General features: G+C 66.1%; 14 protein-coding genes. 2 read left to right on the forward strand and 12 right to left on the reverse strand.

Annotated features, from left to right (window positions below; translation table 11 throughout):
* Positions 1-33 precede the first annotated feature (33 nt).
* The 8 genes from ACFB49_RS03660 to ACFB49_RS03695 form a co-directional block, all read right to left on the reverse strand.
* Entirely contained in the window at positions 34-999 is a 966-nt protein-coding gene (locus ACFB49_RS03660) for an alpha/beta hydrolase (protein ID WP_380876088.1), read from the reverse strand.
* Positions 1,000-1,003: 4 nt separating this feature from the next.
* Positions 1,004-2,527, reverse strand: coding sequence for an APC family permease (locus ACFB49_RS03665; RefSeq protein ID WP_380876090.1), 1,524 nt, complete (start codon positions 2,525-2,527; stop codon positions 1,004-1,006).
* 90 nt (positions 2,528-2,617) lie between these two features.
* Positions 2,618-3,211, reverse strand: a complete 594-nt coding sequence (locus tag ACFB49_RS03670; RefSeq protein WP_380876093.1) for an FMN-binding negative transcriptional regulator — start codon at positions 3,209-3,211, stop codon at positions 2,618-2,620.
* The gene (locus ACFB49_RS03675) at positions 3,208-4,281 is read right to left on the reverse strand and encodes a PepSY-associated TM helix domain-containing protein (RefSeq protein ID WP_380876096.1); all 1,074 of its coding nucleotides are present in this window, start codon (positions 4,279-4,281) and stop codon (positions 3,208-3,210) included. Before ACFB49_RS03675 ends, ACFB49_RS03670 begins: the two co-directional genes overlap by 4 nt.
* 13 nt (positions 4,282-4,294) lie before the next feature.
* Positions 4,295-5,485 (reverse strand): carbohydrate porin, encoded by a 1,191-nt coding sequence (locus ACFB49_RS03680; RefSeq protein WP_380876099.1) that lies wholly within the window; start codon positions 5,483-5,485, stop codon positions 4,295-4,297.
* Positions 5,486-5,565: 80 nt separating this feature from the next.
* A complete protein-coding gene (locus tag ACFB49_RS03685) occupies positions 5,566-6,858 on the reverse strand; it encodes a putative porin (RefSeq protein ID WP_380876101.1) in 1,293 nt (430 codons plus the stop codon).
* A 135-nt stretch (positions 6,859-6,993) separates the two neighbouring features.
* Positions 6,994-7,581: a M23 family metallopeptidase gene (locus ACFB49_RS03690; RefSeq protein WP_380876103.1), complete on the reverse strand. Its 588-nt coding sequence runs from the start codon at positions 7,579-7,581 to the stop codon at positions 6,994-6,996.
* Complete coding sequence (locus ACFB49_RS03695) at positions 7,578-8,579, reverse strand: L,D-transpeptidase (protein ID WP_380876105.1); 1,002 nt, start codon at positions 8,577-8,579, stop codon at positions 7,578-7,580. The genes ACFB49_RS03690 and ACFB49_RS03695 overlap by 4 nt, the downstream gene beginning before the upstream one ends.
* Before the next feature lie 112 nt (positions 8,580-8,691).
* On the opposite strand from ACFB49_RS03695, the gene ACFB49_RS03700 reads away from it, so the two are divergent.
* Positions 8,692-9,405 carry a hypothetical protein gene (locus tag ACFB49_RS03700; protein WP_380876108.1) on the forward strand — a complete coding sequence of 238 codons (714 nt, stop codon included), beginning with the start codon at positions 8,692-8,694 and terminating at the stop codon, positions 9,403-9,405.
* Positions 9,406-9,500: 95 nt separating this feature from the next.
* Positions 9,501-9,818 carry a hypothetical protein gene (locus ACFB49_RS03705; RefSeq protein WP_380876111.1) on the forward strand — a complete coding sequence of 106 codons (318 nt, stop codon included), beginning with the start codon at positions 9,501-9,503 and terminating at the stop codon, positions 9,816-9,818.
* A gap of 79 nt (positions 9,819-9,897) precedes the next feature.
* Here the strand turns inward: ACFB49_RS03705 and ACFB49_RS03710 are convergent, their stop codons facing one another.
* From ACFB49_RS03710 to ACFB49_RS03725, 4 genes are all read right to left on the reverse strand, one after another.
* Positions 9,898-12,351 carry a S8 family serine peptidase gene (locus ACFB49_RS03710; RefSeq protein ID WP_380876114.1) on the reverse strand — a complete coding sequence of 818 codons (2,454 nt, stop codon included), beginning with the start codon at positions 12,349-12,351 and terminating at the stop codon, positions 9,898-9,900.
* 162 nt (positions 12,352-12,513) lie between these two features.
* On the reverse strand, positions 12,514-13,728 hold the full coding sequence (locus ACFB49_RS03715) for a clostripain-related cysteine peptidase (protein WP_380876117.1): 1,215 nt from the start codon (positions 13,726-13,728) through the stop codon (positions 12,514-12,516).
* Between the two features lie 16 nt (positions 13,729-13,744).
* Positions 13,745-15,100, reverse strand: coding sequence for a patatin-like phospholipase family protein (locus tag ACFB49_RS03720; protein WP_380876119.1), 1,356 nt, complete (start codon positions 15,098-15,100; stop codon positions 13,745-13,747).
* A 134-nt stretch (positions 15,101-15,234) separates the two neighbouring features.
* Positions 15,235-17,946 carry a hypothetical protein gene (locus ACFB49_RS03725; protein WP_380876122.1) on the reverse strand — a complete coding sequence of 904 codons (2,712 nt, stop codon included), beginning with the start codon at positions 17,944-17,946 and terminating at the stop codon, positions 15,235-15,237.
* Positions 17,947-17,993 lie beyond the last annotated feature (47 nt).

Here is a 17,993-nt window from a genome sequence, read left to right on the forward strand (position 1 = left end):
GACTCAATCGCGATAGCGAGAAAATCCTGACGTTCAAGCGGGGCTTTTGAGCCTTGCCGCAAGCCAGGCGGAAGCCTCTGACAAAGCACGATCTGCCAGTGGCGAAATGGACACAGCTTCGACGAAACTGTGTGTGGCGCCCATGTAGACGTTCAGATCGACGGACACCCCGGCCTTGATCATCCGTCCCGCCAGTACCCGATTCTCGTCAGCCAGCACGTCGCATTCGGCGATGGCGAAGAAAGCGGGCGGCAGGCCGGCGAGATCGGCGCGGATCGGCGAGGCGAAGGGATTGTCGAGGTCCGCCGGGGTGCGGGCGTAATTATCCCAGAACACGGCCATTTCGGCGATCGTGAGATTATATTCCGGGCCGTCGTAGCGCTGGTAGCTGGGATGCGCCGGGCGGCTGTCGAACGCGCCATAGTTGATCAGCATCGCGGCAAGCGGCGGCTTGCCCGCGGCCAGCAGGCGGAGATTGGCGGCGACCGTCATGTTGCCGCCGACCGAGTCGCCGCCGATGGCAATGCGGGCGGGGTCGATGCCGTGGGCCGTGCCTTCGGAGCGCAGCCAGCCGATGACGGAGTCGATCTGGTCGAGCGCGACGGGAAACTTGGCCTCGGGCGAGAGGCTGTAATCGACGCCAACCACGACCACGCCGGCGCGCGCTGCATATTCGCGCATCAGCCGATCATGGGTGTCGAGGCTGAACATCGTCCAGCCGCCGCCATGGACGTAGATGAGGACGGGCGCCGCGGGCTTGTCGTCCGGCCGATGGATGCGGATGCGGACGCCGAGCGGGCCGACCAGGCGTTCCTCGGTGCGGTGCATGACGGGGCCGCCCGACGTCCACGGCGCGCGCACTTCTTCGGCGATGCGGCGGCGTTCGGGCAGGCTCAATTGCTCGAAATCCGGGTAGCGGCCGTAGGAGGCCGCCATCTCGCGCTGGAAGCGGCGGATATCGGGATCGAGATCGTCGGCGATTGCGGGGCTTTCCGTCACAGGATCAGGCCCCGGCCAGCGAGCGGGCGAGCCGCGAGTTGCGAACACCGTAGAGAAGATAGAAGGCAAGGCCGAAGCACAGATAAACTCCCAAAATCGCGGCGGGAATCCACTCGCCGACGAGCGCCTTGTGAATGATGTCGAGCACGACGGGGCCGATCATCAGGACGCAGAAGAAAAGGGCGAGGGCGGGGACGACGCCGATCCACATGCCGCCAAGCCGCACGCCGCCGAAGGGTACGCGGAAGGGGCGCGGCAGTTCGGGCTGGGTGGTGCGCAGCCACATCACGCTGATCGCCACCGTCATGAACACGAAGCCGGTGCCGAGGCTGACGAGATCGCCCAGCATCGAGATCGGGAGGAAGGCGGCGGCGACGCCGGCGACCAGAGCCACAAACCAGGTGCCCTGGTGGGGCGTGCGGAAGCGGCTGTGGATGCGGCTGAACAAGGGGGGCAGCAGGCCATCGTGCGACATCGCGTAGCAGACGCGCGAATGGGCATAGGTGTTGACCATCAGCACCGAGCAGAGGCCGGTGAGCGCGCCGACCTTGATGATGACGCTCAACACCGGCATCCCGATCGCCTCCACCGCGACGGCGACGGGATCGGGCACGTTTAGCAGGCGATAGGAGACGAGGCCCGTAAGCACCGCGGCGACGGCCATGTAGATGATCGTGGCGATCGCGAGCGCGCCGAGGATGCCGATGGGGATGTCGCGCTGGGGCTTCTTCGCTTCGAGCGCCGCGGTCGCCACGGCCTCGAACCCCAGATAGGCGAAGAACAGGATCGAGGCGCCGCGCAGCACGCCCTGCCAGCCATAGGTGAAGCCACCCTGGTTTTCAGGGATGAAGGGGTGCCAGTTGGCGGGGTCGATATGGGGCACGCCGAAGATGATGAAGGCGATCAGCACGCCGACCTTCACCGTCACCATGATCGCGTTGATTGTGGCGGACTGCGACACGCCGCGGACGAGGATGAAGGCAAAGAAAGCCAGCGCCGCCGTCGCGACGAGGTTGACGCCGCCGCCGGTGACGAAATGCAGCCCGCTTTCACTGGCCTCCGGGCGGATGAAGGGGGTCGCGATCATGGCGGGGATGTGGAGCCCGAAATCGCCGAGCAGGCTGGTGAGATAGCCCGACACGCCGACCGCCAGCGCGGAACCGGCGAGCCCCAGTTCCAGCATCAGCATCCAGCCGAGGAACCAGGCGAAAGCCTCGCCCAGCGCGGCATAGGCATAGCTGTAGGATGCGCCGGACACCGGCAGCGTCGACGACAGTTCCGCATAGCAGAGGCCGGTGAAGGCGCAGGCGAGGCCGGCGATCACGAAGGAGATCATCACGGCGGGGCCGGCATAATTGGCGGCGGCCGTGCCCGTCATCACATAGACGCCCGCGCCGATGATGCAGCCGATGCCGATCAGCACCAGATGGATCGGCCCGAGCGCGCGGTGCAGGCCGTGGTGCGCGGCATCGTCGCGCACGTCGGCGAGCGGCTTGCGGATCAGGAAGCGATTGGGCGTGCGGGCCATGAACAATTCCCCATATTCGCCGGCGAGCCTAGCTCTGGTGCAGGTGGCCCGCTTGCGCGATCGGGCCGAGCCTTGTCCGCCACGGGCCGGTTAGCCGCGCGTCGCGCGCGTCATCGCGGTGGCGAGCGCCTGATCGTCGAGACCCGAGATGATCTCGTCGAAGGTGCCCGGCGCCTCATCCTGGCCGAGCTTGAAGCGGGCATCCTGCGATAGCACGCGGGCGCGGAAGGCGATGATGTGGGTGAGCATGCCTTCCACACGATCGCCCATCCGCTCGATCGACCAGGCATCCGGCGCGGTGCCCTCCAGCGCGGCACCGAGGCGGATCACGGCATCGCGCGTTTCATCGGGCACGAAGGCGATCTCGACGTCGAAGCGGACCGCCGCATAGTTCCAGGTCGGGCCCCAGGTGGGGTTGGAGACGAGCCGCGGCGAAATATAGCCTTGCGGCCCCTGAAACAGGATGGTGGCGCGCGGATCGGCCATCAATGCTGCGACCTGCGGGTTGGCGCGGCCGCAATGCCCGAAAAGGGCGGCGATACGGCCGTCCTCGTCAAGTTCGGCGAGTAGCGGCAGCGGGGTCGCGGCGAAGCCGGCGGCGCCGTTGGAGACGACCCAGGCGAGCGGGTGGGCGGCGATCAGCGCCGGCACGTCGGCGGGATCGTAAGGGACAAACAGGCTCATGCCTTCCTCCTGCGGGGGCGGCGCGCCAACCAGAGCGCGAGGCCGACAATTATCATGGTGACCAGCCAGACGCCGATCGCGGCGACGGCGATGCGGCCGGCGAGACCGCCCAATTCCCCGGTGTGGAAGGGGAAAAGCCCGTCCATGAAGGCGCGGCCGGGCGACGCCTTGCGCGCGTCGAAGCGGGCGAGAATGCGGCCGTCGACCGCGCTGACATAGATATTGGTGGCGCCATATGCGCGGCGAACCTCGTCCGGCTGGGTGACGCGGATACGCCAAACAGGGCTGTCGGCGGCGGGCGGATAGATCGCGGCGAGCTTCGCGCCGGGATAGGCATCGAGCGCGGTCTGGGTCGCGCGGGCGAGGCCGATGGTCGCGGGGCCAACGGGGGCGTCGGCGGGTGCGGACACCTCCGCCGGCTGGACCACGCCTTCGACCGTGCTCTCGAACGTCAGCAGCACGCCTGCGCCGGCCATCACCAGAGCAGGAATGCCGACCCAGAGGCCGAGCGCGCGGTGCCAGCCATAATGGCGTGCGGCGGGCGGGCCGGCGGCGGGCGGCGCCAGCGAACGGCGCCACATCCCGCGCTTCGGCCAGGCGATCACGAGTCCCGACAGGATGTTGGTGAAGAGAAGAATGCCGCTGACGCCGACAATCCAGCTTCCGGCATCGTCGGCGAGGAGATTGTGGTGAATAAGGACGAGGGTTTCGACCCAGCCGCCCTTGCCCGGCTGATCGCCGTCGCGCAGCACATTGCCGGCGCCGTCGATGCGGACGCTGCGCGAAACGCCGGGGGCGTCCCCTTCGACGCTGACATCATAGCGATCGGCAGCGCCAGCCGTCGTCCAGATCGAGCCCACCGACGCGCCGGAGCCGGGCGGGGCGAGCTGATCCACGCTCCGTTCGATCGCGGCGAGATCGGTCGGGTGATGCGCGCCGGCGATCATCGCGTCCTCGATCTCCCAATGGAAGACGATGAGCGTGCCGGTGAGCGCCTGGATGAACCAGAACAAGGCGGCGGCGAGGCCGGCCCAGCGGTGCCAGCGGATCAATGTGGCCTTGATCTTCAAGTCGCCAGCCCCCTTACGGCAGTTCGAATATGAAACGCACGCCGGCGACGAACGCATCGCCGAGATCGGCGCGCCACCCCGGATTGATGACATATTGCAGATCGGGTTGCAGCGTCAGCCACGGGGCGACGCGACGCGCCCAGGTGAGTTCCAGCGCGGTTTCCGCGCGCTTCGGATCATCGCCCGCGTCGATCCCAGCGCGGATCGCCGGATCGCCCAGGCGCGCGTGCGAGATCGCAAAGCCGAAGCGCGAGGCATCGGTGCCGTAATTGACGCCGCCGCCGAAATAGCTGCCGATCGGGTTTACTTCGTCCTCGGCAATGCCGACGCGCAGCCAGCCATCGAACGCGCCGCGTTCGGCGGAGCCAGCCAGCCGTCCCTCGATCGTGGCATAGAGGCCACGGCTGCCGCGCTTGCGGACAGGATCGCCGGCGGCGTCGACCTCGTCGATGGCGTCGAAATGCGAGCTATAGGCCCAGCCGCCGATCTTGACGGCGGACGCCTCGCCGAGAGCCCGTTCCACTTCGGCGGCGAGCAGCACGCCATGCTTTGGCGGGAAGCGGATCACGGTGCGCTTGGGATGATCGGGATCGCCGGCCTCGGCATCGAAGACGGCGAAGCGCGCGCTCCATTCCCCGGCGCCGACGCGGGTGACGAGGCCGAGCGCGGTGGTGGGGAAGATGGACGGGCCGTTCAGCCCCGATTGCGCATATTCGGGGCCGATACCGTGCGACGAGTTGAGGAAGATGCCGCCGACATTCTGGACATCGAATTCGGAGTTGAGATCAATCATGCCGAGCTTGGCGGAGGCATGATCGCCCAGCGGGGCATCGACCCAGGCTTCGAACAGGCGGAGCGCGGGCACGGCTTCGATATTGCTGACCGTCTGGCCATCACCCACCAGTTCGGCCGAAAGCTGGCGGCCATGGACCTGTTCGGCCGACGCATAGAATTGTGCGCCGTCGAGGCCGATAACCGCTCCGTCCGCTTCGACCGTCAGTTCCAGCTTGCCCATATATGCGGTGCCGCGTTCGATGCCGCCGCTGGTGTTGGAAAGCGCGTCAGCGACATAGGAGCCGCCGAGGCGGACGGGAGGCTCGGCCGTTTCCGCGGCCGCCATTGCCTCCATACTCAGCGCGCCGAGCGAGGCTGCGGCCAGCCCGCGCCACGTCGATCGCGTCGTCCGCGCCAACCCATTCCACATACATCCCATGCGGAAACTATAGGCCTGCGGCCCGCGCGCTGCTGACGCGTCCGGGCCAGAGGCTGTTCCGTCAGGGCGGATCAGAAGTTGGCGAGGAGGTTCAGGCGCAACCGATCGAGCCAGTCGCGGGGATCGTTGAGCCCGGCCTGTGACGCGTCCTTGGGGCGATAGTGATAATAGGTCGCGTTGAGGATGAGGTTGGGCACCAGCACATAGTCGACGCTGAGCGTATGCTGCAGGTAATTGGTGCCGATATTGGTGTTGTCCTGGCTGAAGGCGGCGAGCACGGCATCGGTGCCCGCTTCGGCATAGCCATAGCCGATCCGCCAGTCGCCGGGTTTGACGATGCGGCCCGCGAGGAGGTCCACGCCGAAGCCCTGATCGCCTATGCCGGGCGCGGCGCCGAAATTCTTCACATAATCGCCGGTGAGCCGGATCGGCCAGCGTTCGCCCAGGCCATTCCAGGTGACGGCGCCGATGACATCGAACAGATCGAAATCGGAAAGATAGCGGCCGTTGACGATGACATTGCTGCGGAAATCGCCGACGTCGCCGCCGGCCATGCTGCGCAGCGAATAATCATAATAACCGACCGCAAGTTCGGCGCGCAGCGGTGCGTGCGGATCGGTTTCGATCGAGAGCTGGCCGCCGATCATGTCGCTGTTCGGGCCGGCGACCGATTCATCGACGAGGAAATAGAGTCCGGTGGCCTTGACCAGCGCGCCGCCATCCAGCGGCACGCGATAACTAGCGCTCAGACCCTGCGGGCTGACGTCGCCGTCCCACACCAGTTCGGTGCGGGCGAAGGGCTGGGGCATCTTGCCGGCATGGATCTGCAGATTGCCGAAGGTGGCGCGCATCCACGCCTGATCGAGGCTGATCTGGAGATCATCGTCGAAATTGCCGAGCGTGATGTCCGCGCTGTTGGGATCATCGGGATCACCGGTCGAAAGCTGGCCGCCGACCGTGAGCCAGTTGTTGATCGCATAATTGGCGCGGAGCCGTGCGCGCAGCACGCCGCGATCGCGATCGCGCGCATCCTTGTCGCCGAAATTGCTTTCGTAGCGGACGCGCACGTCGCCGTTGATCTGAAGGCGGGAGGGTGCGCTGGCGAAGCTGGGCGCGGGCGCGGCCGGGGGCGCGGCGGCGACCGCCGTGGACGGGACAGGTTGCGCATTGGCACGGGCCAGCGCGGCTTCGAGATCGGCGATGCGCTTGGCGGATTGCTGCTGGTCGGCCCGGAGTGCTTCGACCTGCTGACTAAGCTCGGCGACAGGGTCGGCTGCCTGGGCGTGGGCGATACCGCTGGTCAATGCGGTGGCGGCGAGCAGGCTGAGGCGCGTGAACGCCTTGCGCTGGATAAGGATGGACACGTTGAATCTCCCGAAGCCAAGCGCGATCGACGCGAAGCCGCATCGCATTTGCCACGGGCATTTCTGTCATAAAAACTTACAATTGAAGCCCCTTGGCCTGATTGCCATAGAATTAGACCCGCCTGAATAACCCGATCAGCGGGCTGGGGTGGTCAGCAGCGGCCAAGGGTTTATTCCGGTGCCCTGATACCATTTCTCGCCGGGCGCCATGCGCTTGATCTCGAAGTGAAGGTGGGGTGCGGAGGGATCGGCATTGCCCGTCGAGCCGACGGTGCCGAGGGTATCACCGCGGGCGACATGCTGGCCTTCGCGCAACGTGGGCGCGTAGCTGTCGAGATGGGCGTAATAATGCACCCAGCCGCCGCCATCGACGCGGACATAGACGGTATGGCCGCCGGCCTCGCTTTCGAAGATCTTCTCGATGGTGCCGGGCGCGGCCGCGATCACAGCGGTGCCACGCGGCGCGGGGATGTCGAGCGCGCCATGGCCGCGCGTGCCGCCGCCGCGGGCATCGCCGAAGCTGTCGACAAGCTGGGCGGGCGCCACGCCGGCGACGGGGACGAGGAGGCCGCCCACGGGTGCCTTAGCCGCGGCGGGCGCCGCCTGCTGCTGGGCGGGATCGGTCGATGTCGGCGCCATCTGATCGACGATGCGGACGCGGCTGGCGACCCCGACCGCGACCAAAGCGAACAGCGCCAGGATGATCCAGCCGAGCCGGTTCAATCCTGGAACCTCGCAGGCGTGCCGGGCTTGACCATCAAGGCCAGCCGCGCGGCATCCCAATTGGTCAGGCGGATGCAGCCATGGCTTTCGGTGCGGCCGATCTTTTCGGGGTTGGGGGTGCCGTGGATGCCGTAATGGGGCTTGTTGATGTCGAGCCAGACGACGCCGACGGGGCCGTTGGGGCCGGGCGGCAGCTTCGCTTTCTCATCCTTCGATGAGGCATCCCAGAACAGATCGGGATTGTAATGGAAAGGCGGGTTGTAGGCCGCGCCTTGTATCTTCCAGTTCCCGATCGGGAGCGGATCATATTCGCTGCCCATCGTGGCGGGAAACTGCGCGACCAGTTTGTCCTGCTTGTCAAAAGCGCGCAGCACACCATCCGACTTGTCGACGACAATCCGGGTGGCCTGCGGTTGCCGGGCATCGACGTTGAGGTCGGACAATGTCTTGCGCCATTCGGCCGTCAGATCGGCGGGATAATCGCGCGACGCGGGCAGCGCGTTGGGCAGGCGCAGCGCCGATCCGGCGCGAAGCCGCGTGCCGGGCTTGTTGAGCGCGACGATGGTGGCGGGCGTGGTGTGAAACTTCTCGGCCAGTTGCTCGATCGCATTCGCATAGCCGAGCGCGGGATATTCGGCCTGCTTGCCCAGATCCTTGGGCAGGCGGCCATAGAACGGGCCGGCGAGATCGGCGGCGGTGAGCCGCAGCATGACGGTGGGGCGGATCGAGCGCCAGGCACTCAGCGCCTTCAAGGTCGGCTGGTCGAGATCGCCCGTCACCTTCAGTCCGCGCGCCGTCTGGAAGCCCTTGAGCGCGAGGGTGAGCGACTGGCCTTCCTTGCCGTCGATGACGCCAGGGGAGAAGCCGAGACGATCGAGGATGACCTGGGCGTGCATCACCGAGATATCGACGGGCGTTGGCGCTTGCGCGGCGACGGGCGCGGCGGAGAGCTGAAAGGCGAAAAGGGCGGAGACTGTCAGCGCGACCCGAAATTTCATGGCACACCTTCTTGTTGAACCTGACTAACGAACGCGGCTGCGCAAGAATATTTCCGTGCGCCGCAAGTCGCGGCGGCGTAACGCGATGCTCGGGCGATCGGAGGAGAGGGTGATGGTCGGGGACGAAGTGCGCATCGATCGCCGCTTTCGCGGTCCACCCGGCAGCGGCAATGGCGGCTATGTTGCAGGTTGTGTTGCGGCCGCACTGGGCGGATCGGGGTGCGTGGTGACGCTGCGGCAGCCGCCGCCGCTCGACACGGTGATGCGGCTGGAGCGCGGCGACAGCGGCGTCGCTTTGCTGGCGGGGGACGAGCTTGTTGCCTCCGCTACGCCGACCGAGATCGAGGTGGAGGTTCCAACCCCGCCGAACATGGATACGGCCGTGGCCGCGGAGACGCGCTTCACCGGATTTCGCCACCATCATTTCCCCGGCTGCTTCGTGTGCGGGCCTGAGCGAGAGGCGGGGGATGGCCTGCGGATATTTCCCGGCGCGATCGACAATGTCGGAAGCCAGGTCGCGACGGTCTGGCGGCCCGACGAGAGCTTGGGAGATGAGGCCGGGCTGGTTCGCCCGGAATTCATCTGGGCGGCGCTCGATTGTCCCGGATTCTTCGCAGTGGAGGCGCGTTCAGGGCCGGCGGTGCTGGGCCGGATGGGGGTGGTGCAACATGGCCGCGTGCGCGTTGGCGAGCCGGTGATCGTGACCGGCTGGCCGATCGCGAGTGACGGCCGCAAGCATCACGCGGGCACGGCGCTGCACGATGCTGACGGGCGGCTGATCGCGGCGAGTGTGGCGACGTGGATATCGCTGCAGCGCGAAAGCTGAAGATGATTCAATTTGCTTGATCTGATGCCGGGTTTCAGGCTTCAACCCCGATGCCGACAACGCGCCGCGAGGATGGCGCCGAAAGGGGAAGAGGAATGAAGTTTCATCGCATCGCCATGCTCGCCATTCTGCCGGTGATGATGCAGGCCGGCCCCGCGCTGGCCGCCGACGCGCCGGCTGCGGCTGCCATAGCTGGCGGCTACAGCACCAAGACGCCGATCGAGACGCTGGTCGCCGATCCCGCCGCCAAGGCCGTCATCGACCAGGAACTGCCGGGCCTGACGGCTCATGAGATGTTCGCGATGTTCAAGAGCATGAGCCTTGAGGACATGGCGCCGATGTCCGGCGGCCAGATCACGCCCGAGAAGCTGGTGGCGGTCAACGCCGCGCTGAGCAAGCTGAAGGCGAAGTAAGGCAGAAGACCCTCATCCTCCCGCCGCTGTCGCGGCGGGTCCCTCCTTCTCCCGCGAAAGCGGGAGAAGGTAACATCGCTTATTCGAGAGCGAGCATCTTGATGAGGTTGGGCAGGCCAGCGCCCTGCATGTAGCGATCGCGGGCGAGGTCGACGCAGCCGTTGAGCAGGATGCGCTTCACCCGATCCGGCTCGCCGATGAATTCCCGTCGCTGCGACAGGAAGGATGCGAGCAGGCCCGAGACATGGGGGGCGGCCATGCTGGTGCCGCTCATTTCCACATAGAGATCCTCCAGCGGCGGCACGTCGCCGCCGCCCGATGTCCAGTCGTGGCGGGCGGAGATGATGCGTTCGCCGGGCGCCACCACGTCGGGTTTGACGCGGCCATCGGCGGTCGGGCCGCGCGAGGAGAAATAGGAGATGCCGTAGGTGTGCGGATTGGTCTTGTGGACCGATCCGACCGCGATCGCCTCCTCGAGATTGGCGGGGTCGCCGATCGACAGGTCCATATTCGCCTGGATCGCGCCGGAATCGCTGCGGAGCACGGCATAGCCTTCATTGCCGGCGGCGAGGATGGAGAGCACGCCCTGGCGCCACAGCCGCTTGATTTCCTGGCAGAGCGGGGTGTGGCCGCAGCCATAGACGGCGGGATCGAAGGCGCCGCCAAGGCTGAGATTGACGCCCGCGATGACGAGGCGGCCGGCGCGTTCGTTGATCTGGGCGATCATATCGAGCGCCTTGATGATTGCGGCGTCGCTGCCCCGCCCGTCATCGCCCAGCACCTTGAAACCGTAGAGCCGGCAGACCGGCGCCATGCCGCGGAAGGCGGTGGACGCGCCCTTGTAGAGCACCTTGGCCGCGCCGCCGATGATGCCGGCGACATGCGTGCCGTGGCCGTGGCCGTCGAGCGTGGCGAAGTCCGCATCGCCGGGCACGAGCCGCCGCGGTGGCCCGACCTCCATGCAATCATATTGCTCGACAATGATGGGTCGCTTGGTCGCAGGATCGATGAAGTGCGGATGATCGCCGCGGATGCCGGTATCGAGCACGGCCCAGGCGATTTCATGCCCGTCGGCGCCATAGCCGAGATTGGCGGGGCGAGCCTGGATCGTGTTTGTCGAATCCACGATCAGCGCCTGCTTGGTGCCGTTGCGCCAGATCGTCTTGATCGAAAGCTCCTTGTAGAGCGTGCGCAGCACCTCGGCCTCGCTGCGGGTGAGCCTGGCGGACAGGAAGCGACGCAGGCGATCGATCTCCGCGATGGCCGGGTCGCCGCCCTGGGTGCGGATCAGATCGTTGAGCTTGTTGGTGATCGCTTCGGCCGAGGCATCGAGATTGGTGACATCGCTGCTGTCTTCGTTGACGAGCTGGATCAGCACCGGGTGGCGTTCCTCCGCCTGGCCGCGCTCGATGTCGCTGACGAGATCCTTGGCGAGCACGAAAGGCGCGATGGCCTGGCCGAAGGCGTTGCCGACCGTTTCATAGATAGGCTGCCGCACCTGCTTCGTCCTGAGATAGCCGGTGCCGGAATGGGGGTGGCGGAGCCAATCGGGATTGAGACGGAAGCCGCGATAATTCTCGATCTTCCCCTGAAATTCATCGGAAATGTCGGAATCGAAGGCGACGGGATCGAACTGCTCGGCGACATTCACCCAGCGCTTCACGCAGGGAGGGAATGGCGGCTTGGCCTGGCCGGTCCATTTGCGAAGCTGGTCCTGCACCTCGGCCAGCCCGAGCGGCGATCCGATCGTGACGAACAGGGGAATATCATATTCAGCCGGGTCGAGCCGGCGGAGCAGATTATAGGCGACCATCGTGCCCTGGCTGTGCGCGACGACGACGAATGGGCCGCCGCCGCTCTTGAGGCGATCGAGCAGCGAATTTTCCATCGCGGCGCGCCGTTCGGGCACGAACAGGAAATCATTGACGTCGCGCAGCAGCGCGCGGGTCAGCTTACCGACCAGCATGTTGCGGAGGAAGCCGGGGAGTATCTTGACCTGGACATCGGCGGCGAGGACGGCCGCGGCGGCCGGATCCTGCTTCGCCTCCATCTTGGCGGCGATCGATTCCAATATGCGGCGCTGATCGTCACTTTTGCTGAGCGCGTCGATTTCGTGCTGGATCGCGCGGGGCTCGCTGCCTTCCTCGCCGCTGGCGAGCGCCATGATCGCGCGGGTCGATGCCTCGTCATCGTCCATGCGGACTTGATCGGCGTCGGCGCAGGTTTCCTTGAGCGGGACCGGATAATATTCGCGGTTGACCCAATAGGCCATGCGGCTGCGGTCGCCGAGCTCGTTGCCGAACAGGGCCTTGTCCCATTGGCATTTGAGCACGTCTGCGGGCGGCTTGTTAGCGATGCCGTGGATGTAGACGATGGTCCGCGCCGTCTTGCCGCCGATCGCGCGCGGCGCGGTGGAAGCGGTTTCGAGCGCGGTCGAGACGAAGGCCGGTGTGGCGGCCTTGACGGCTTTGGTGGCTTTCGCAGCCTTGGCCGGCTTTGGTGTCGATGCCTTCGGGCCGGGCTTACGTGCCATTATCGCTCTCCTAGAGTTTGATAATTTGACCCGTTTGTCCCGAGCGAAGTCGAGGGAGCGCCCGAGCGCAGCCGAGGGCTTCTCGCCTTTCGCTCGAAGGGTGTCTCGACTTCGCTCGACACGAACGGAAAGGGGGATTCAACATTGGAACCATCCCGCTCCCTACAGATGCTGATCCAACAATTGCGTCCAGCCGGTATCGCGATCGAAGGCGAGCCGTGCGTAGGTGGTGCGATCGGCCTGGAAGGAGGAGGTCGACCGCGGGAACCAGAAGGACAGACCCTGCGCCCGCGTCACGGTGGGCCCCATCGCGACATTGCCGATGCGGGCGGCCGTGGCGGCGCTTTCCAGTTGCTGCGCGGCATCGGCGAGCGGGCCGGTTGCGGCGGCGCGGACATGGCCGGCAAATTCGATCAGGTCGTAGACGTCGCGCCGGTCGAAGGCGGTGGTGGCACTGCGCGCCTGGTTGAGAATGTCGAACGCGGGCTTGCCGGCGGCGCTGGCTGCGGCGACCAAAGCCTTGAAAGCGGGAACCATCGCGTTGGTCGAACGGAAGGCGCCCATCGTGCAGGGATGATCGTCGGTGCGGGTGCGATAGCATTCGCCATAGGCATCGACCGCCGCCTTGCCCCAGGCCGCGGCGTCATAGGGTGCCCGCAGCAGGCGCAGGAAGCGGGTATAATCCCAGCCGTCGCCGGGTTCGAGCGCTTCGGAACCGATTATGCAATCGGCCGCGGGCGCCAGTTCGTGCAGCACCTCCACCATGCCGTTGAGGCAGGTGTCGGAGAAGATCGCGGCGACCGGCCCGCGTGCCGCCCGGCGCAGCGCGGTGGTGACGACCGACCCCGCCTCCCGCGTGGTGAGGACGCCGAGATCGGTATCGTCATGCAGCATCGCCTCCGCGCCGATATCGGCCTCGATCGCGGGGCCGAAGAGGCGGCCCGAGGGACGCAGGCGGCGATCCTTGGGCGGTCTCGGTTCTGTCCCTATGCCGAGGGTGACGATTGCCTCGTCCGGGTCCTGTTCGTCGACGACGCCGCTGCCATGATCCCAGAAGCCGATCGCAAGCGGGATCGACGCTGGATAGGTGACGAGCGCGCGGGCGAGGAAATCGGTGAGGGTGGCGGCATCGCCGGTGTTGATCTCCCCCGGTAGCAGGAGCTGGCGGGCGTGACTGCCGCTGATCTCCAATATCTCGGTCGGCCGCGAGGCATGGTCGACCAGCGCCAGCATCGCGCCGTCGTCGCCCAGCCCCTGCAAGGTTTCCTGGAGATCGCGGGTGACGAAATTGGCGAGGTTGTTGTCGCCCGCGAAGATCTCGACCACGACATAAGCGGGATCGGTGCGGGTGACGGCGAAGGGTTCGGGCGTCGGCATCGGACCTCTCCCTCGATCAGTTGCCGCGCCGGGGCAGGGCACGGGCGCTCTTGGGCACCTCGTCAAAATCCTGCCAGAGCGAGACGTCGCCGGCCGTCTTGAAACCGAGCTTGTAGAGGCAATCCATATAGCCGCGGTCGAAGGTGTCGCCGGTAACGGCCCGGCATTGTTCGCCGGCGATGCGTTCGGGCGCGGCGTAGATGAACTTGCTGATGCCGAGCACGCCAGCGGCCTCCAACTCACGTTGCAGGCGGTAGAGCGAATCCAGGAAAAGCTGGTGGGTCATGATGTCGCCGGCGGAGCGCGTGACGATATCTAGCAGATCATTGCTGCGGTCGGGGCAGAGCTGATGCGCGGTTTCCAGCGTCGACTGGTCGCACGCGAGCGCCGCTGCGGGGTCCTTCGCCGGGTTGTTGGCGGTGAGCGGATTGTTGAACAAGGCGATCAGGTTGATCTTGACGTCGACAGTGTCGATCGGGTCGCCGGGCGTGCGGGTGCGGCGCACGACGCGCTGGACATTGTTGCCGAGGAAGGTGCCGAAGCGGACCCCGCCGTCGACATAACCATGATCGTCGATGTAGCGCGGCGGGAATTGTGCCGGCACTGCCGAGGAGGCGAGCAGCCATTCGCTGTAGCAGGCGTTGGCGGCCGCGCCTTTGTTGGCCACTTCGCGCATGTCGGCGACGTAGAATTTGCCGTTGGTGAGGTTGGCGGCGCCGACCAAGACCTTGTGATCGGCGGGCAGGCGGGCGACGAGCGGGCTATATTTTTCGACCATCTGCGAAATGCGGGTGTCGAGCAGCCCGGTGGGATCGGCGAGGCCGTTGGAGGTGACGGCGGCGATCAAGCCCTGCTTGCGGAAGAGATCGCGGTCGGAAACCTCATAGGCGGCCTTCGCATCGGCATCCGCCTGACGGCGCATCTCGTCCGACCCGCCTTGTGCGGGCGAAAGATTGCCGACCGCCGCATAGCTCGCCAACAGCGATCCGGTGCTGATGCCGGTGACGATGTCGATCTCCTCGCGGCGGATCGGGACGAGCTGCTGGCGGCGCTCGGCATCCGACCAGCCGGCGAGGAAGCCGGCACCGAAGGCGCCATATTTGCCGCCGCCGCTCATCGCCAGGATCGAGATGGTGACGGGCTGGCCGGGCGCTGCCGCCCGCTTTGCCGCGATCACATCGTCGAGCAGGGCGGCGGCTTGGGCATTGGCCGGCGTGACCTGTTCCTTCAGCGGCAGCAGTGACCCGCAGCTGAGGCCGGGTGGCGCCGTGATCGGATTGCTCGCGCAGGCCGAGAGCAGCAGCGCTGCGGCAATCGCGACGCCTCCGGCAAGGGTGCGCTTGATGCGGGCAATGTTCGCTACGGTCTTCATGACAGACGCCCCCCGTTTCAGGAGTTACTTGCTGTCCGTTCGCCGATCCTGTTGATCTGGCGGCGATTGGCGACCGATGCCGGTGAATATACGGCATCGCCGGCCCATCAGAAAGCCCGCGCGACGGAAACGACTTACGGTGCGACGGGCGGGGACTGCCAGCTTCGGACGAGCGCCATCAACTGATCCACGCCGCTTGGGCCGAAGATGCGTTCCGAGATCACCTCGCCCAGCATGCGATAGCTTTCCCACTGCGCCTCGCCGAAGAACTGGTCGACCGTGGGTTCCTGCGGGAAGCGCGAGCAGGTGCGGTGATAGGCGGCGATGTCGGGCGGGGCGTTATGCGGCACGCGTGGCTTGATGACGACCATCAGGCTGGGCGGCGAGCCATCGACATAGGTAATGCGGCAGAGCAGGGCGCAGCGCTGATCGCTGGCCTGATCCTTGCGGAAATCTTCCGGTAGGCCGCACAGATCGGCGATGCCGCCGGGCAGGCCGGCAAGCTCGGTACGATCGAGGCAGCGTATCTCGGCGCCAAGATCGATGCGTGCCTTGCGGGCGAGATTGCTGAAATCCTCGAAATCATAATTGGGGTCGGCGGCCGCATCGCTGAGGATGATGATCGGCAGGCGCCGGCGCACCAGTTCATAGGCGCCGCAATTTTCGAAATGGCCGCCGTCCGAAAGGTTGAGCCGGCGGCGGTTGACCCGCGAAAATTCGGCAGCTGCCTCGTTCAGCAGATAGCTTTGCGTTTCGAAGAGGTCGCGCAGCCGCCACACCTCGCCGCGCCGCCGCCGCTTGCCGGCGCGATGGCGCGCCATATTGCCATGGACCTGATCGATATCCAGCCGGCCGGCGAGTTCCGGCGCATACCACCAATAGCCCAGCCGGACATTGGCGAAGGTCAGGAGCATGGCGGTGCCGAGCGAGGTCGCCTGGCCCATCGCGCTCGACGCCGCGGCGCCCGATATGGCGATCCATTTGCCGATCGACAGATTTTCCGCCCGTTGTGCCGCCAGTTCGGAGCGGTTGCGCTGTTCATCGCCCAGGCTGATCCCGCCCGGCCCGACGCAGAGATTATTGCCCTTGCGGTCGCGCTGGACGAGCTGCGAATTGGCCTGGCGGGTCTCGTTCGCGGTCGTGTTGATGAGGTGGACGGGCGCGAGGATCGCCTTGTGGTGGTAGGTGGACAGTGCCACCGCGTCCGCCTCGTCATATTCGCGGACATTGGCGGGCGAGCGTTTGTCACTGGTCTGGCCGAATTCGGCGAGGCGGCGCGCGTTGGTCGCGCCCAGATAGGCCCGCGTCAGCCGCCCGGCATAGATGTAGTGGAGCGACGAGAGGTTGAGGAAGCGCACCGAAAAGCCGACGACCAGGGTGAGCAGGGTGACGATCACGAACAGGGCGGTGGCGGATGCGAACAAAGGCTGGCTGTCCTGCCGGAACGGCACGCCGTCCCACACGATCAGATAGGCGGCAGCCGCGCACAGCACGCCGATGATGCCGTAAGCGAGGACGCCGCAGGCGAGCAGCAGGCCGGGAAGCGCGCGAGAGAACATTGATGCCTCGCGGTGGAGCTTCACGAAGCGCGGCAGGATGGCCTGCAGCTTGTGGACGATCCAGACGATGATCGGCACGAGTGCCGCAAGTCCGCCGATGCGGATGACGCCGGTGCCCGCGGTTTCGCGCATGGCGTGGACGATGCTGAGCGCAAGGCTGTCGACGATGCCCAGGGCGACAAGGAAGAAGATGATTTTCAATACCATCGCCTGCCATTCGGTCAGCAGGCGGCGAACCTCGGAATTGAAGATTTCCTGCTTGGGCGGGCCGGCATGTTTGTAGGCGAAGACCAGGATGATGACGGCGACGACCTGGACGAAGGTGAAATAGGGGCCGGCCCAGGCATAATCGCCGATCGCTGTGTCGAGCGTTTCCACGAAGGGCAGCAAAGCCGCGAACAATGCGGCCAGCACCAGCATGGCTGCCGCTATCCGCGCCTTGACGGGGCTGCGCTGCCATTGCGTGGAGGTGGCCGTCATCCAGAAACTGGTGGAGACGGGCGCGAGGACGAAGAATATCGTCGCCAGCGAAAGCAGCATCAGCGGGCTGAACTTGAACCACATCTGCCCGAACGGCGCGACGACAGCGCGGATCGCCATGTCGAGCCGCGTGAAATGCGTTTGCACCTCGACATAAACAAAGGCGTTCAACAGTTTGAAAAACAGGAAGATCGCCAGCAGCGGTGCGACCGCGACATATTGCATCGCCACCCAGGCGCGGACGAGATAGCCGAAGGCGAAGATATAGTCGCCGCCGCCATTGGGCGTGAGATAGCGGCCATGTTCCCTGAGCCACCATAAGGGATTGGCGGTGGTGGCCACGCCATTTTCGTCTTGGCTTTCACCCTTCGTCCGTGCGGTGAGGAAGGTGTTCGCGTCGGCATCGGCAAGATCGCCATAGAGGCGCTTGCGCCCCGCGGGGGCCGCCAGCACGCGCATCGCCCAATCATGGCGTTCGCGGAAATCGGGCCCATCCGCGACGTTCCGTGCCTGGCTCGGCGGGGCGAAGCGCAGGCGCTGAGGGATGAACAGGCTGCGCAGGAAAGCGCCGGTATAGCCGCCGCCGGAGACGGTGGAGAGGATGTCCACGCGCGCCAGCCAGCCGGTGCGCGCCATGCCCTGGATCAGCCCGAGCGCGAAGGTGGCGCTGCGGATGCCGCCGCCCGAAAGTGCGAGCCCGCAAAGCGGCGGTGCATCGGCAGTATCGAGCCCGAGCGCCGCGCGTCGATGGCGGATGAGTTCCGCTTCATCGGCCCCCAGCGATGAATAGGCGTCACCGTCCTTCACGCCGGCACCCCCCTTACACTGACGCTGCTAATGTAACGCATCCAGCG

This window comes from Sphingomonas sp. DBB INV C78 (genome assembly GCF_042693015.1).
GTDB lineage: Bacteria > Pseudomonadota > Alphaproteobacteria > Sphingomonadales > Sphingomonadaceae > Sphingomonas_E.